At 66.0% G+C, this 15,612-nt stretch carries 17 protein-coding genes; 4 read left to right on the forward strand and 13 right to left on the reverse strand.

The features are described from left to right. Positions 1 to 296 precede the first annotated feature (296 nt). A complete protein-coding gene (locus K9U40_RS01940) occupies positions 297 to 1,295 on the forward strand; it encodes a LysR family transcriptional regulator (protein ID WP_282888577.1) in 999 nt (332 codons plus the stop codon). Here the strand turns inward: K9U40_RS01940 and K9U40_RS01945 are convergent. The 11 genes from K9U40_RS01945 to trbB are packed head-to-tail and all read right to left on the reverse strand — an operon-like array spanning position 1,213 to position 10,776. Further along, positions 1,213 to 1,467: a DUF2274 domain-containing protein gene (locus tag K9U40_RS01945; RefSeq protein WP_011579845.1), complete on the reverse strand. Its 255-nt coding sequence runs from the start codon at positions 1,465 to 1,467 to the stop codon at positions 1,213 to 1,215. The two genes, K9U40_RS01940 and K9U40_RS01945, sit on opposite strands and share 83 nt — an antisense overlap. Further along, positions 1,467 to 2,666 carry a TrbI/VirB10 family protein gene (locus tag K9U40_RS01950; RefSeq protein ID WP_282888578.1) on the reverse strand — a complete coding sequence of 400 codons (1,200 nt, stop codon included), beginning with the start codon at positions 2,664 to 2,666 and terminating at the stop codon, positions 1,467 to 1,469. The genes K9U40_RS01945 and K9U40_RS01950 overlap by 1 nt, the downstream gene beginning before the upstream one ends. After that, positions 2,663 to 3,643 (reverse strand): P-type conjugative transfer protein TrbG, encoded by a 981-nt coding sequence (trbG, locus tag K9U40_RS01955; RefSeq protein ID WP_282888579.1) that lies wholly within the window; start codon positions 3,641 to 3,643, stop codon positions 2,663 to 2,665. The genes K9U40_RS01950 and trbG overlap by 4 nt, the downstream gene beginning before the upstream one ends. After that, complete coding sequence (trbF, locus tag K9U40_RS01960; protein WP_066662412.1) at positions 3,640 to 4,329, reverse strand: conjugal transfer protein TrbF; 690 nt, start codon at positions 4,327 to 4,329, stop codon at positions 3,640 to 3,642. The genes trbG and trbF overlap by 4 nt, the downstream gene beginning before the upstream one ends. Next, on the reverse strand, positions 4,326 to 5,675 hold the full coding sequence (trbL, locus tag K9U40_RS01965; protein WP_099095807.1) for a P-type conjugative transfer protein TrbL: 1,350 nt from the start codon (positions 5,673 to 5,675) through the stop codon (positions 4,326 to 4,328). Before trbL ends, trbF begins: the two co-directional genes overlap by 4 nt. A gap of 3 nt (positions 5,676 to 5,678) precedes the next feature. Further along, positions 5,679 to 5,960, reverse strand: a complete 282-nt coding sequence (trbK-alt, locus tag K9U40_RS01970; protein ID WP_099095808.1) for a putative entry exclusion protein TrbK-alt — start codon at positions 5,958 to 5,960, stop codon at positions 5,679 to 5,681. Positions 5,961 to 5,970: 10 nt separating this feature from the next. Further along, positions 5,971 to 6,732, reverse strand: coding sequence for a P-type conjugative transfer protein TrbJ (trbJ, locus tag K9U40_RS01975; protein ID WP_086117941.1), 762 nt, complete (start codon positions 6,730 to 6,732; stop codon positions 5,971 to 5,973). After that, on the reverse strand, positions 6,729 to 9,167 hold the full coding sequence (gene trbE, locus K9U40_RS01980) for a conjugal transfer protein TrbE (RefSeq protein ID WP_282888580.1): 2,439 nt from the start codon (positions 9,165 to 9,167) through the stop codon (positions 6,729 to 6,731). Before trbE ends, trbJ begins: the two co-directional genes overlap by 4 nt. Before the next feature lie 9 nt (positions 9,168 to 9,176). Next, entirely contained in the window at positions 9,177 to 9,458 is a 282-nt protein-coding gene (locus K9U40_RS01985) for a VirB3 family type IV secretion system protein (protein WP_035599869.1), read from the reverse strand. Further along, the gene (locus K9U40_RS01990; RefSeq protein ID WP_035599872.1) at positions 9,458 to 9,790 is read right to left on the reverse strand and encodes a TrbC/VirB2 family protein; all 333 of its coding nucleotides are present in this window, start codon (positions 9,788 to 9,790) and stop codon (positions 9,458 to 9,460) included. The genes K9U40_RS01985 and K9U40_RS01990 overlap by 1 nt, the downstream gene beginning before the upstream one ends. Further along, positions 9,787 to 10,776, reverse strand: coding sequence for a P-type conjugative transfer ATPase TrbB (trbB, locus tag K9U40_RS01995; protein WP_282888581.1), 990 nt, complete (start codon positions 10,774 to 10,776; stop codon positions 9,787 to 9,789). The genes K9U40_RS01990 and trbB overlap by 4 nt, the downstream gene beginning before the upstream one ends. A 302-nt stretch (positions 10,777 to 11,078) precedes the next feature. Between trbB and K9U40_RS02000 the strand changes: the two genes are divergently transcribed. Genes K9U40_RS02000 through K9U40_RS02010 form a run of 3 tightly spaced genes read left to right on the forward strand, consistent with a single transcriptional unit; the run spans position 11,079 to position 13,170 of the window. Then, complete coding sequence (locus tag K9U40_RS02000; RefSeq protein WP_282888582.1) at positions 11,079 to 11,321, forward strand: helix-turn-helix transcriptional regulator; 243 nt, start codon at positions 11,079 to 11,081, stop codon at positions 11,319 to 11,321. Then, the gene (locus tag K9U40_RS02005; RefSeq protein WP_282888583.1) at positions 11,318 to 12,637 is read left to right on the forward strand and encodes a type II toxin-antitoxin system HipA family toxin; all 1,320 of its coding nucleotides are present in this window, start codon (positions 11,318 to 11,320) and stop codon (positions 12,635 to 12,637) included. Before K9U40_RS02000 ends, K9U40_RS02005 begins: the two co-directional genes overlap by 4 nt. After that, complete coding sequence (locus tag K9U40_RS02010) at positions 12,634 to 13,170, forward strand: gamma-glutamylcyclotransferase family protein (RefSeq protein ID WP_282888584.1); 537 nt, start codon at positions 12,634 to 12,636, stop codon at positions 13,168 to 13,170. The genes K9U40_RS02005 and K9U40_RS02010 overlap by 4 nt, the downstream gene beginning before the upstream one ends. An 18-nt stretch (positions 13,171 to 13,188) precedes the next feature. Here the strand turns inward: K9U40_RS02010 and K9U40_RS02015 are convergent, their stop codons facing one another. Together K9U40_RS02015 and K9U40_RS02020 are read right to left on the reverse strand one after the other, a co-directional pair. After that, on the reverse strand, positions 13,189 to 13,611 hold the full coding sequence (locus K9U40_RS02015) for a CopG family transcriptional regulator (RefSeq protein WP_282888585.1): 423 nt from the start codon (positions 13,609 to 13,611) through the stop codon (positions 13,189 to 13,191). Between the two features lie 7 nt (positions 13,612 to 13,618). Then, positions 13,619 to 15,607, reverse strand: a complete 1,989-nt coding sequence (locus tag K9U40_RS02020; RefSeq protein WP_282888586.1) for a conjugal transfer protein TraG — start codon at positions 15,605 to 15,607, stop codon at positions 13,619 to 13,621. Between the last annotated feature and the right edge of the window lie 5 nt (positions 15,608 to 15,612).

Raw genomic sequence — 15,612 nt, forward strand, 5'->3', positions numbered from 1 at the left:
TTTTCAGTCCTGACAGCGCGGCCGGACATCCGTCAGCCCACAGAATCTGCACGACTCGCCGCACGCGTTCCGCGCCGTAATTGCGCTGTTCAGATCACGCACCATTTACTGCTTGCACCGGCGAGATGCGATCCGGAAGTCCGCTAGCGACGTAACAACAGTCGAATGTGTGACACTTAAGGATTTCGTGGGCGGCGGTAGCGAGGAGACGGAGAAGACCCATAATCTGATCGGAACAGTTCTCGGGGGCTGACGGGGCTACGTTTGCAAAGACCTTTGCATCATGGGGAACCATCGTGCCGAGATCGAAGATCGAGCTACGCCATGTGCGTTACATCATCGCCGCTGCGGAAAGCGGCAGCTTCCGGCGCGCGGCGCAAGATCTCGGCGTCGAGCAGTCGGCGATCAGCCGCCGCATCCGGGATGTCGAGGATGAGATCGGCGCACAGCTGTTCCGCCGTCATCCTGCCGGCGTCGACCTGACGGACATCGGCAAACAGTTCCTAAATCAGGCCGCCCCTGGGGCTCGCCAGATCGGATCGGCGCTCGACGGCGCAAGAACGGTGGCGAACAGAGGACGGCATCTTCGGATCGGCGTGTTCGGGCCTCTGACCATGGGCTTTCTGTCTGAGCTCTTCGGGGCCTTTCGGGGTGACCGCCCGGGGGTCAAGCTGCGGTTCAGCGAGGGCAGCTGTCCCGAACTTATCGCGGCCGTGCGGCGGGGGCAGCTTGATATCGGTGTCGTCGCCGAAGCATCGCCCGGGAAGGGCTTTGACGTTACGCATTTGTGGGCCGAGCCCGTGTACGCGGCATTGCCGGACGGCGACCCACTCGCCGATCAGAAGGCGCTCCGGTGGGATGACCTGCGTGATCGGCACTTTGTGGTGACTGATTTACCGACCGGCGATTTCGCGAAGGGTTACCTGATGCGAAACCTCCAGACTTCGCCCGGAGACCTCCAGATCGAGCAATTGTCCGTCACTCGGGAATCTCTGATGCAGATCGTCGCGCATGGGGACGGCGTCACCATCGCAGGCAGCGCGCATGTCCGTCACGGTCTGCCAGGCATTGCTTTTCGCCTGATCGAGGATGCTGTTCTCCGCTATGGTGCTGTCCACCCGCGAGGGGCGCTCCATCGGAACCTCGAGCGCCTGCTGGCGCTGGCAAAGTCTTTCTCGGAGCGAGATGACGCTTGGTTCGCCCGGCAACGGCTCATGCGCCCTGAGCATCGGCGCGTGCCGCACGTTGACTGCCATCGCGGCGCGCGCGGGCGAACCCCCGATCGGTTGCAATGAAGCGCTCGAGCATGGGCACAATCAGCTTCGTCGGGTCGCCGATGGTCTGGCCTTGTTCGCGGCCGAGTGCTGCGGCGTAGGCGACGAGGTCCCGATGCAGCGGCGCAGGGAGTTCAATCGTCACCTTGACCGGCTTGTCGTCGATGATCGGGCCGAGCTTCAGCTTGGTCATCACAACCCTCCATAAGGTTCGAGCACGAGGTCGCGGGTGACGATGACGCGCACGGGGAACCCCGGTCTGATCGTCAGGGTCGGCGCGACATTGAGTTGCCGACGGATGATCTGCTGCCCTGCGTCGTTGATGGTGTCCTGCCCGCCGTTGCGGATCGCCCGGAGCAGCCGATCCTGATCGTCAACGGCGAGTTCGGCGCCGACCGACAGCAGTGTCGACAGGCCGGCAGCCTTGGCGAGATCCCACCAGTGATAGTCGACGCCATCCTGGAGACCCGCATAGCCTTGCGCGTCGGCTCCGGGTTGACGTTCCAGGACGATCGAACGGCCATTCGGGAGGATGAGCCGCTTCCAGACGAGCAGCACCCGGCGCTGACCGAAGCCGACATCGTTGCTGTACTCGCCGATCAGCCGCGTGCCCTGTGGGACGAGGAGGATGCGCCCGGTCGGGCTGTCGTAGACATGCTCCGTGACCTGCGCAGTGATCTGGCCCGGCAGGTCGGATCGGATGCCGGTGATGAGGGCCGCGGCGATGACGGCGCCGGTCTGAAGCACATAGGGCGACGCCGGACCCATCACGCGATCTGGCGAGACCGTGCGGCGGTCCACGCCCGCATTCAGGAACGCGAGCTGGCGATCCTGCGCCGTCGCTGCCCCCGGCTGGCCCGGAAGACCTAGCCCAGAGAGGCTCGGGCTGCCTGGTCCGCCAGCTGTCGCAATCGGAGCTGCGACGCGCGCCTCCGTCTGAAAGAAGACGCGGCTCGTTCGGGCAGCTTCTTCTTCCGCGCGCCTGCGCTGCTCAACCGGATCGACGGTGGGCGCTGCCGCCATCGGCGGCGTGACGGGCTGGCCACGATTCTGCGCATCGAGGATGGGTCGCCCCAGATCTCCGGGCAGCGGAGGCCCGAGCACCGGGTCGGTGTAGTCGCGTGGCAGGCCGGCAAGCCCGTCCGCGGTTCGCCGATTTTGCGTGGAGTAAAGCTCCTCACTGCCAGGGCCGATACTGCGCGTCTGAAGCGCATAGATGAGCGCGCCACCGACCCCGAGGGCGGCGACGAGACTGATACCGCCCAGCACCTTTCGCGACAGTCGGGTGACCCGGGGCGGTGCGGCGCGCAGCCGCATGGGCGCAGCGGCATCGTCGGGCGGTGTGCCGACCAGCGATGCGTCGGCTTCGTTGGGCGTGTCGCGCTCGCTCATGACGCGGGCTTCCCATCGGTGCGAACGATCCGGACCGTCTGCTGGCGCTCGCCACTGCCGAGACGGAGCTCGGCGGCGCCGAACAGGCGGTCGACGATCAGTATGTTCTGGTGGATCCTGCTGTTGGCGATCTGCGGTTCGCCATCTGCGCCGATGACGAAGAGCGGCGGCATCTCGCCCTGAACGATCCCACGCGGGAACTCGACATAGACGCGGCGCCCGTCGTCGTAGACCGAGATTGGCCGCCACGGCGGCGCGTCGCCCGTGAGGCCGTAGCGATAGTTCCGTGCCGCAACGGCCGGGAGCACTGGCGTAGCGGGCACTGCCTGTCTCTGCGAGGCGGGCGGCTGCGGATAGGCCCAGGCGACGGCCGGCATATAAGGGCGTTCGCCCGAGCGCAGCTCGATCATGTAGATGCGACGGTCGGTGGTGATGACCAGATTGGTCGTGATGTCTGGCCGTGTCGGCTTCACGAGAACATGGACGCGGCGAGTGATCCCCGAGCCGCTCTCGGTGTCGCCGATGATCCAGCGCGCTGTGTCGCCCGCAGCGATCGGGCCGGCGCCAGTCAGGCTTTCGCCTGGTTCCAGCGAGATGTTGGTGATCTGCCCGGGCGCGGCATAGATTTGATAGAGCGCGCCCTCGCTCCAGGGATAGATCTGGATCGAGTTGTAGTAGCCCTCGCGTCGAGGCTCGACGCGCGCGGCGGCATTGGCATTCTCCACGCGGCCCGCCGGCGTCCCTGCGGCAGCGCCACCGCGCGCGGGTGTCCAGGCGGGCGGTGCGTGAAGCGGCCTAGGTGGCGCCTCCGTGACGGCATCCGGCACAGGGGGAAGCGGCGGCACATCGGCGTCATAGCTGATCTGTGGCGGTCGGTTGGTCGCGCAGCCGGCCAGCGCCAATCCGGAGATCAGCAAAAGCGCAGAGCCGGATAGGCGGAAGCCGAGGCTCGCGGGTCGGCGGAGATGATTTCTCATTGCCCCATCTCCCGAGACCAGTTGATGGCGTTGACGTAGATCCCAAGCGGATTGGCCCGCAGCCGCTCTGCGTCGCGCGGGGGTTGGATCACGATGGTCAGGATGGCTGTCCAGCGCTGTGTCGTGGAGAGCTGGCCGTTCTCGTACTGGCGTTCGGTCCAGGCAACGCGGAAGCTGTCAGGAGACGCGCGGATCACGCTCGACACTTCGACCGACACCTGCTGCTTCCCGACGCGGGTGAACGGATCGTTGGCGCGGGCGAAGTCATTGAGGGCCGCCGCGCCGCGATCGGTCGTGAACTCGTAGGCGCGCAGCCAATTCTGCCGCACGACGATGGCGTCGGCCGGGATCGAGCGGACCTGCTCGATGAACCGCGCCAGATGCCAGGCCACCTGCGGGTCGGTGGGGCGGTAGTCGGCCTGCGCTGGCGCGACCGCCTGCGCCTGGCCGAGATTGTCGACCTGCACCACCCACGGGACGATGGTCCCGCGCGCCGACTGCCAGACCAGCGCGGCAGCGAAGCCGGCGGAGAGGATCAGGCAGCCGAAGGCCATGAGCCGCCAGTTTCGGGCCTGGACACGCGCTGAGCCGATTCGATCATCCCAGATCTGCGCCGCGCGCTGATACGGCGTCTCGGGCTCGGGCGTCTTTCCATAGTGGGTTGCGGGTCGCTTGAAGAAGCTCATGTGCGGTCGCCTCCGGAGAGATTGATGGAAGAGCCGCCGCCGTGGCTGTCGCCCGATCGGATCGCGTGTGCCGCGAGCGTGACGCCGTGGCTCATGGTCTGCCCACGTCGCATGCGCTGCGCCCAAGCCGGCGGGCTGGCGGCAGAGCCTGTGGCTGCCGGTGCGGCCGAACCGGCATCATTCGCGACCGTTCCCATGCTCGAGGAACCGCCGGTGGCTCCGAAGCCGCTTTTGACGCCGTCGGCGAAGCTCGAGCGAACGCTTTGCGCGGCCCGGCGCAGCGGAGAGGCTGCCGCGCCGCCGGCCGCTCGTGCGACGCCGCCGAGGCCCGACGCGACGCCGGCGGCGCCCGACTGGCCGAGGGAACCGAGACTGTAGGCAGCAGAGGCGGCTCCCGCCGCGGTGGCTCCACCGCGCACGGCGGCGGCGCCGCCGGAAATGGCGCTCGCGCCACCGCGCAAGGCGAGCCCGGCCGCGCCGCCGGCAGCCATGGCTGCGCCGCCCGCGACGAGGCCGGTGCCGATGGCGGAGCCTGCGCCGAGTTGCGGGCCGCCGGAAACGATGCCGTTGGCGATACCCGGACCAAAGATGCCGAGACCGAGAAGCGACAGCGCTGCCAATACGACGGCCATCGCGTCGTCGATGGTCGGTGGCTGACCGCCGAATCCTGCCGTGAACTGACTGAACAGAGTCGAGCCGATGCCGATGATGACGGCGAGCACCAGCACCTTGATCCCTGACGAGATGACGTTTCCCAGCACGCGCTCGGCCATGAAGGCGGTCTTCCCGAACAGGCCGAACGGGATCAGGACAAAGCCGGCCAGGGTGGTCAGCTTGAATTCGATCAGCGTGATGAAGAGCTGGATGGCGAGGATGAAGAAGGCGAGCAGCACCAGCGCCCAGGCGAAGAGCAGGCAGGCGATCTGGATGAAGTTTTCGAAGAAGGCGATCCAGCCCATCAGGTTTGAGATGGATTCGAGCAGCGGCCTCGCCGCATCGAGACCCGTCTGCGCGACCCGGCCCGGGCGCATCAGGTCCTGGATGGAAAACCCGGTGCCAGACGCCTGAAGTCCGAGGCCGGCGAAGCTTTCGAAGACGATCCGCGCGAGGTTGTTCCAGTTGCCGATGATGTAGGCAAAGACGCCCACAAACAGCGTCTTCTTCACAAGGCGTGCGATGATGTCGTCGTCCGCGCCCCAGCTCCAGAACAGGGCGGCCAGCGTGACGTCGATGACGATCAGCGTCGTCGCGATGAACGCCACCTCGCCGCCGAGCAGGCCGAATCCGCTGTCGATGTAGGAGGTGAAGACCCCGAGGAAATTGTCGATGACGCCGCTGCCGCCCATGGCTCACCGCCCTTCGTCGGCGCGTCGCGGCGCGGTGCGGGTGCCAAGGAAACGGTCGCGGGTTTCGGCCCAGATGCGCAGACACTCGCCGTCCCTTGCGGCGGCTTCCCCCATCTGCTGGCACCGACGCTGGCCCTCGCGCAGCGGGTCCGGCGCCTCCTCAAGCACGGGCGTCGGCCGAGCCGCTGGCCTTTCCTCTTTCCGGGTCATCTCGATCGCCGTTGCCGTGATCGCGACGGAGACGAAGATGATTGCGCCCACGCGGGCCAGCGTCTTGCCGTCCATCCTGCTGTCCTCAGTTGCCGTTCGGGAACATCCGGGCGTTGCCGGGCTGATAGCCGGAGCCGGGCGTCAAGAACCGGCGGCGCTGTTCACGGCCTTGTTCGGCGGCTGCGGCTCGCTCGGCATCGACAAGCGCCTGCGCTCGGCCGTTCGCAGCGACCACAGCGACCAGGTCTGCGAGTTGCTGCGCCTGCAATGCGAGCAACTGGTTGCCGGCCTGGGTTGCCTGAAGCGCGCCGGTCGCACCCTGGCTCTGCCCGACCAGAGCCGCCATCTCGGCGCGGTTGGTGTCGATATTGCCGACGACACCGGCCTGCACGCGCAGCGCGTCCTGAAGGCCGCCGACCGTGTTCTGCCAGCGCGATCGTGCATCGGAGACGAGACGCTGATCCGAAGTGGACAGCGAGATGTTGCTGTACTGGCTCTGAAAGGCTTGGTCGATCTGCTGCACGTCGAAGGCGATGCGCTGTGCCTGACCCAGAAGCGCTTGCGTGCGCTGCACCGATTGCTGGAGCTGCTGAAGCGAGGAATAGGGCAGGCTCGCGAGATTGCGGGCCTGGTTGATCAGCATCTGCGCTTCGTTCTGGAGGCTCTGGATCTGGTTGTTGATCTGCTCGAGCGCCCGCGCGGCCGATAGGACATTCTGGACGTAGTTGGTCGGATCATAAACGACCCACTGCGCCGCTGCCGGGGTCACGAACACGGGCGAGAAGGCGACGGGCAGCGACAGGATGGTTGCGGCGAACAGCGCCGCGCGAGAGCGTCGGATCATCATGGCTTGGGCTCCAGGTTGGTGAGATCGGGAATGAGGTCGGCGGCCCATCCGACATCGCGGGCGCGCAGCCAGGCGGACAGGAAGCCGTCGCGGCCATGCTCGGCGAGGATCGCCTCGATGGCGGCCTGATCAGTTTTCGAGGATGCCGCGCAGAGCGCGAGGGCGACTTCGGAGAGCCCCAACTCGAACAGCCGGTTGCCGCGCCGCGACTGGCAGTAATAGTCGCGCTTGGGTGTGGCCCGGCTGAGGATCTCGATCTGACGGTCGTTCAAGCCGAAGCGCCGGTAGATCGTGGTGATCTGGGGTTCGATCGCGCGTTCGTTCGGCAGCAAAAGGCGCGTCTGGCAGCTTTCGATGATGGCCGGAGCGATCGCGCTCCCATCGATGTCGGCCAGCGATTGCGTGGCGAAGACGACCGACGCGTTCTTCTTGCGCAGCGTCTTCAGCCATTCGCGCAGTTGCGCCGCGAAGCCTTCATCGTCGAGCGCGAGCCAGCCTTCGTCGACGATCAGGAGCGTGGGCCGTCCATCCAGACGGTCGCCGATCCGATGGAAGAGATAGGCGAGGACCGCCGGCGCCGCGCCGCCGCCGATCAGCCCCTCGGTTTCAAAGGCCTGGACCGCAGCTTCCCCTAGCTGCTCGCCTTCGGCGTCCAGCAGCCGTCCGTAGGCACCGCCAACGCAAAAGGGGCGCAGCGCTTGCTTGAGATCGTTCGACTGGAGGAGGACGGCGAGGCCCGTCAGCGTGCGCTCTGTGATCGGCGCGGACGCCAGCGAGGTCAGCGCCGTCCAGAGATGTTCTTTCACCTCCGGCGTGATCGTGACGCTCTCGCGGGCAAGGATGGCGGCAATCCAGTCGGCTGCCCAGGCACGCTCATGGGTCTCGTGAACGCGTGCGAGTGGCTGGAGGGAGACCGACGACGCGGCGCCGTCCGTCAGGCTGCCACCGAGGTCGTGCCAATCGCCTCCCATGGCGAGCGCGGCCGCGCGAATGGAGCCGCCGAAGTCGAAGGCGAAGACTTGGCTGCCCGGATAGCGCCGGAACTGAAGTGCGATGAGCGCGAGCAGCACGGACTTGCCCGCGCCTGTCGGCCCGACGACCAGTGTGTGGCCGACGTCGCCGACATGCAGCGAAAAGCGGAACGGCGTGCTCCCTTCGGTCTTGCCGTACAGCAGCGGCGGCGCTCCGAAATGCTCGTCCCGTTCCGGCCCGGCCCAGACCGCCGAGAGCGGAATCATGTGGGCGAGGTTTAGAGTGGAGATCGGTGGCTGGCGGACGTTGGCGTAGACATGGCCGGGCAGCGAACCGAGCCAGGCATCGACGGCATTGATGGTCTCGGACATCGCGGTGAAGTCGCGGCCCTGGATCACCTTTTCCACGAGGCGCAACTTCTCGTCGGCGGTGCGCGGATCGGCGTCCCAGACTGTGACCGTGGCGGTCACATAGGCCTGACCGGCATAGTCGGCCCCAAGCTCCTGCAGGGCCATGTCGGCATCGGCGGCCTTGTTCGCAGCGTCCGTATCGACGAGTGCGGAGGCCTCGTTGGTCATTACCTCCTTCAGGATTGCGGCGATCGACTTGCGCTTGGCGAACCACTGCCGCCGGATGCGCGTCAGCAGTTTCGTAGCGTCCGTCTTGTCGAGGAGGATCGCCCGCGTGGACCAGCGATAGGGAAAGGCGAGCCGCTTGAGATCGTCGAGAATCCCTGGCGTCGTCGCCGTCGGAAAGCCGTTGATCGTCAGCACGCGCAGATGAGCGGCGCCGAGCCGTGGCTCGAGGCCGCCGGTCAACGGCTCATCGGCGAGAAGCGCATCGAGGTAGATCGGCGTTTCGGGCACGCGGACGCGGTGGCGCTTCGTCGAGACGGTCGAGTGCAGGTAAGTCAGGGTCTCGGCGTCATCGAGCCACCGGCATTCCGGCATGAAGCCATCGACGAGCTGGAGGACGCGGTTTGTGCGGTCAATGAAGGCCGCGAGGGCTTCATGGGGATCGACGCCGGACTGTTGGCGACCCTCGTAGAGCCAGGTCTCCGCCCGCGCGGCGTCCTCGGCAGGCGGGAGATAGAGAAAGGTCAGGAAGTAGCTCGACTCGTAATGCGCGTCCGCTTCCTCGAAGTCGGCCTTGCGCTCCGCATCAACGAGGGCGGAGGCGGCGTCCGCGAAGCGGCTTGCCGGATAGGAGGCGGCTTCGTGACGCTGCGCTTCGACGAAGATCGCCCAGCACGAGCCCAGACGCCGGAAGGCGTTGTTGAGGCGACTGGCGACGGCCACCAGTTCAGCGGCCACAGCTGAGTCGAGATCGGGACCACGAAAACGCGCGGTGCGCTGGAAGCTGCCATCCTTGTTGAGCACGACCCCTTCGCCGACCAGCGCCGCCCAGGGCAGGAAATCAGCGAGACGGGTCGCGGTACGGCGATATTCGGCGAGGTTCATCATGGCCACGCCTCACACCGAGAGATGGCCCGGAATGCGCAGATGCCGGCGGCCCACTTCGACAAAGAGCGGATCGCGCTTTGCTGCCCAAACGGCGGCGAAATGGCCGATCGCCCAAATGAGGAGACCAACCAGCCATAGCCGCAATCCGAGACCGACAGCGCCGGCGAGTGTGCCGTTCATGATGGCGATGCTGCGCGGTGCGCCGCCCAGCAGGATATGCTCGGTCAGCGCGCGGTGGACCGGAACCGAGAAGCCCGCGACCTCATCGGGATGTTGCAGGAGGCCCGCCATCAGACGAGTGCCCCGCCGCCGAATGAGAAGAACGACAGGAAGAAGCTGGACGCCGCGAAGGCGATCGACAGGCCGAAGACGATCTGGATGAGACGCCGAAATCCTCCGCTCGTGTCGCCGAACGCCAGCGTCAAGCCTGTGACGATGATGATGATCACCGCGATAATCTTGGCGACCGGTCCCTCGATCGACTGGAGGATGGACTGCAGCGGCGCTTCCCAGGGCATCGAGGAGCCGGATGCGTGGGCGGCGGGCGCCAGAAGAAAGCTTAGGGTCAGCGCCGTGGCGGCAGTTGCGAGGCGCTGATGGCCGCGCGCGATATGTCGGATCATGCGGGTTCTCCTTTTGGGTCGGGAGGCTGGGTTGCGGGGGAAAGGCGGTAGTCGGTGTCCGTCCCGAGCCCTTCGACGCGGGCGAGTTCTGTGAGACGCCGCGCAGCGCCGCGGCCGGAGAGCACGGCCACCAGATCGATGGTCTCGGCGATCAGCGCCCGGGGGACGGTGACGACAGCTTCCTGGATGAGCTGCTCGAGGCGGCGCAGCGCGCCGAGCGCGGTGCCCGCGTGGATCGTCCCGATCCCGCCAGGATGGCCGGTGCCCCAAGCTTTCAGGAGATCGAGCGCCTCAGACCCACGCACCTCGCCGATCGGTATCCGATCCGGCCGCAGCCGCAGCGAGGAGCGCACGAGGTCGGACAGGGTCGCGACGCCGTCCTTGGTGCGCATGGCGATGGTGTTCTGCGCCCGGCATTGCAGCTCGCGGGTGTCTTCGATGACGATGACGCGGTCGGTTGTCTTCGCGACCTCGGCCAGCAGGGCATTGGTCAGCGTGGTCTTGCCGGTGCTGGTTCCGCCGGCGACGAGGATGTTGGCGCGCGCTGCGACCGCCTGCCGGAGGATGACGGCTTGGTCGGCCGTCATGATGCTGGCGGCGACATAGTCGTCGAGCGTGAAGACGGCGACTGCAGGCTTGCGAATCGCGAAGACCGGAGCCGTTACGACCGGCGGCAGCAGGCCTTCGAAGCGCTCGCCGGTTTCGGGCAGTTCAGCCGAGACACGCGGCCGTCGGTCATGCACCTCGGCACCGACATGATGGGCGACGAGGCGGATGATGCGTTCGCCATCTGCGGCCGAAAGTCGTTCCCCCGTATCGGACAGGCCGTCAGAGAGCCGGTCGACCCAGAGCCGCCCATCGGGGTTGAGCATGACCTCGACGATCGCGGGGTCTTCCAGGAATCGGGCGACCGCAGGCCCCAGCGCGGTGCGCAGCATGCGTGCACCGCGTGAGGCTGCTTCCGATTGCTGATGGTTGACCGCCACGTCGTCCCCGTTCGCTTGCGGGCCCGCGCGATGCGCGGCCCTGGATCGGGGATGAGTAAGAAAGGCAGGAATTGGGGCGTTGCAACAACGCTCAGGGGGTCATCGTACTGTGGCGAAGAAAGACAGGTGATCGGCGGACCGGCGTCGAGCCGCGGCAGCATCTGAGGCTCCCGACCGGCGCGTTTTCCCGAGCGGGAATAATTCAGACCCAGGAGCTACCCTGAGGCGCAAGCTTTCCCGAGCGGGAAATTCTTATAGACATTCTTCAGAAATCCATGATACTTTCCCGTTCGGTAAATATCATGACCAGACGCAACCTCACCACCGCCGAGATCGGCGACATTGTCCGGACAACCCGCAAGGCCGCTGGCCTGCGGCAGGACGAGCTTGCCGGCGCAGCTGGCGTCGGCCTGCGCTTCATCGTCGATCTCGAAGCGGGCAAGTCGACCGCGCAGATCGGCAAGACACTTCAGGTCCTAGCCGCGTTGGGCTGCTCGCTCGATATCACACCGCCGCCCGATCCCAAAGGAGCGCGGAAGGGATGACGCGCACCCTCGATATCTGGTGGGACGGGCGCCTGGTGGGTCAGCTGACGCAGGACAAGCACGGTGAACTCGGCTTCGCCTATGCGCTGGAGTGGCTGAGTGATGAGGCGGCGCAGCCCTTGTCCGCCTCACTGCCAAAGCGGGCGGAGCCGTTCAGTCGTCGCGAGTGCAGACCGTTTTTCGGCGGTCTCTTGCCGGAGGAAAGCCAGCGCGACGCTGCGGCTCAGGCACTCGGCGTGTCGCGCGCCAATGATTTCGCCCTTCTTGATCGCCTCGGCGGCGATGTGGCAGGCGCGCTCCAGCTTCTGCCGCCCGGCGAAGTACCGGCCACTCTTGCCCCCGATCAAAGGCCAACCCGGCTTGACGATGCGGGCCTGATCCGGGTGCTGGACGCGCTGCCCGTCCGCCCATTGCTCGCAGGCGAGGAAGGACTCCGTCTCTCTCTCGCTGGCGCGCAATCGAAGGTGCCTGTGGTTCTGGTGGACGGGGCGGTGGCGTTGCCTGCGCCGGGCCAGCCCACGACGCATATTCTCAAGCCGCCAATATCCCGCTTCACGGCCACGACCGAGAACGAGGCGTTCGTGATGCGCCTTGCTGCCGCAATTGGTCTCGATGTCGCGCCGGTGGAAGCGCGCATTGTTCAGGATCGAACGTTTCTGCTGGTCCAGCGCTATGACCGCGTCATCGGCGACGATGAAGGGGTGCGTCGCATCCACCAGGAAGATTTCTGCCAGGCGCTCGGCGTGCCACCGGAGACCAAATATGCGAGCGAAGGTGGCCCGACCTTCAAGGATTGCTTCGCGCTGCTCCGCCGCGTCGCCGCAAGGCCCGCTGTCGATGTCCTGAAGCTTCTCGATGCGGTGATCTTCAATGTGATCGCCGGGAACGCCGACGCACACGGCAAAAATTTCTCGATCCTCTATGACGCCGAAGGTCCACGCCTCGCCCCGCTCTATGATTTGCTTGCGACCGTCGCCTATCCCGATCTGTCGCCGAAATTCGCCATGAAGATCGGGAAACGGGCGACGCTTGCCGAACTGGACGCGAAGGGGTGGGCAGCGTTCGCGGCGGAAGCGGGTGTCGGCCTGCCGCTGATACGCAGGCGGATCGCGGAGATCAGCAAAGGCATGATTGCGCGAACAGGCCAGGTTGCCGCCGAGTTGGTGCGCCCCGGCTTCGATCGGGCGGCCATCGAAAGCCTTGCCGCGATGGTCCGCGAACGAGCGGAGCGCTGCGCACTGACAGTGGTGGAGCCCGGCCGCTCGGCCAGCCATCTGCGCGATGGGGAGAATGTCGAAGGGAGCAATGGCCAATGACATTTCTCTACTTCGCTTATGGCTCCAACATGTTGCCGGCACGTCTGCTTGGCCGTTGCCCGTCGGCGAAGGTCGTCAGGACGGGAGTTGCACGCGCCTGGAGTCTTGCGTTTTCGAAGGCGAGTAAGGACGGTTCAGGAAAGGCGACCCTGGTTATCGCCCCGAATTCTGCCGTGCCCGGGGTCATTTTCGAGATTGATCTGGCCGAACGAGAGCGGTTGGACCGGCACGAGGGGGTAGGCTCTGGCTACCGGCGCGACGACACTTTCGCCATCGAGGGAAGCACCGTTCCGGCGAGCAGCTATCTGGGCACCTCGTTGGACCACACATTACGGCCTTTCGATTGGTACCTCGCGACCGTCATTGCCGGCGCCGAATATCATGGGCTGGCCACAGCTCATGTCGCCGCGCTGAGGGGCACGCGCTTCGTCGAGGATACCGAATTGGGTCGAAGGACCCGCGTCGAAGCCATTGAGGCGATGCGAGAGCATGGCATTGAGGATTACCGAACTCTCCTTGAACGCCTGGGATAAGCCACTCCGAACGGTACGTTAGCCATCTGGTGCGTCCACCCCGCTGATATCGTCGGGAATCTCCCTCAAGAAGCTCTGCCCCTTTTGCAGGCGCCGCCCTAGCGTCTCGATGAATCCCTCGTAGCGTTCCCGCCCTTTGGCCTGTGCTGATGCTTGAGCATCGTTCGGCAAGGGCGGCGTGATCGTCAGCCAGAACCGGACGAAGAGGGCCAGTGTCTCTGCGGTCACGCCGAGGTCGCGCTCCAAGCGCTGGACCTGGCGCGACAGGCGATCGAGGCGGCGCGCGAACGCGGCCTCGCGCTTGTCCGCGCCATCAGGTGACAGGAATGACGCAACCGCCGCTTCGACGATCGCGGAGCGGGAGAGCTTCTTGCGGTCGGCGAGATCGGCGATCTGGCGGAGCATCTCGGGCGGGAAATAAACGTTCATCCGGTCGCGCATGGTTGCCTCACAGATCGATGCCGTCATTGGGATCGAGCGCGACCTGTCTCGCCACGCCGCGCATCTGCTGGCGCAGCGCCTGACGCTGCCGCGCCGCGTCTTCCGGCTCATCGTCCAGCATGATGGAAAACTCGTCGGCCGCGGCAGGTCCGGTTGTTTCCTTGGCGATCGCGACATGGTCGGGCAGCTCCGGCTCGCGCCGCAGCCCGCCATTGGCAGCGTCCTCCGCCTTGTCGAGCTCAGCCGCGAGCACTGCGTCGGGCCGCTGCGGCTTCAACTCGGACCAGGCATCCTTTCGGGCCGAACGCCCACATTTCGCTGGGTCGGGCGATGGCAGGATGCGCTCCTTGAAGCGGCGATCCTCGAAGTAACGGGCCTTCTTGGCTCGGATGGGATGGACACCGGCGGCCATGACGATCTCGTCTGTGGCCGGCAGCTGCATCACCTCGCCGGGTGTGAGGAGCGGTCGTGCCGTCTCCGAGCGCGAGACCATCAGATGACCGAGCCAGGGGCTGAGCCGATGCCCGGCATAGTTCCGCATCGCCTTCATCTCGGTCGCCGTACCGAGGGCGTCGCTCACGCGCTTGGCGGTGCGTTCGTCATTGGTGGCGAAGCTCACGCGCACGTGGCAGTTGTCGAGGATCGCGTTGTTCGGGCCATAGGCCTTTTCGATCTGGTTCAGCGACTGGGCGATGAGGAATGACTTCAGGCCGTAACCCGCCATGAAGGCGAGCGCGCTCTCGAAGAAGTCGAGGCGGCCGAGAGCTGGAAACTCGTCCAGCATCATTAGCACGCGATGCCGCCGGTCTCGCGCATGCAGATCCTCGGTCAGGCGTCGGCCGATCTGGTTGAGCACGAGCCGGATCAACGGCTTCGTCCGGGAGATGTCGGATGGCGGAACCACGAGGTAGAGCGTTGCTGGCTTCTCATCGGCGATGAGGTCGGCGATCCGCCAGTCGCAGCGGCGCGTCACTTCCGCCACCACCGGGTCGCGATAGAGGCCCAAGAAGGACATGGCGGTGGACAGGACGCCCGAGCGCTCGTTGTCGCTCTTGTTGAGGAGCTCGCGCGCCGTCGATGCCACGACGGGATGAGGGCCGCTGGGTCCGAGATGCGGCGTCGTCATCATCGCCTTCAGCGTGGCTTCGATCGGACGGCGCGGGTCCGACAGGAAGGAGGCGACACCGGCGAGCGTCTTCTCCTCTTCCGCGTACAGCACATGCAGGATGGCGCCGACGAGCAAAGAATGGCTCGTCTTCTCCCAGTGATTGCGCTTGTCGAGCGAGCCCTCGGGATCGACGAGAACGTCGGCGACATTCTGCACGTCGCGGACTTCCCACTCGCCGCGTCGCACTTCCAGGAGCGGGTTGTAGGCGGCCGATTTGGCGTTGGTGGGATCGAACAGCAGGACGCGGCCGTGCCTCGCGCGGAAGCCGGCGGTCAGCTGCCAGTTCTCGCCCTTGATGTCGTGGACGATGGCGGAGCCCGGCCACGTGAGGAGCGTGGGAACGACGAGGCCGACACCCTTGCCCGATCGGGTCGGTGCGAAGCACAGGACATGCTCCGGTCCATCGTGCCGGAGATAGGCGTCGCCGAGCTTGCCGAGGACGACGCCATCGGGTCCGAGCAGGCCCGCTGCCTTCACCTCCCGGAGTTCAGCCCAGCGGGCCGAGCCATAGGTCTCGACATTCTTCGCCTCACGGGCACGCCATACCGACATCGCGATGGCGACGGCGATGGAGATGAAGCCGCCTGAGGCGGCGATCATTGCGCCTTCAACAAAGATCGGCGGGGCATAGGCGTCGTAGAAATACCACCACCAGAAGAAAGCAGGCGGGTAGTAGATTGGCCAACCCGCCAGCTCGAACCACGGCGTGCCGAGCTGAGCCTGAAAGCCGAGCCGCCAGGCGGTCCATTGGGTCGCGCCCCAGGTCGTGAGCAGCACGATGAGGAACACGGTGGTGATCTGGCCCCAGAGGATTTTCGTCGCGGACATCGGCG

This window comes from Xanthobacter autotrophicus (assembly GCF_030015065.1).
GTDB classification, from domain to species: Bacteria; Pseudomonadota; Alphaproteobacteria; order Rhizobiales; family Xanthobacteraceae; genus Xanthobacter; species Xanthobacter autotrophicus_D.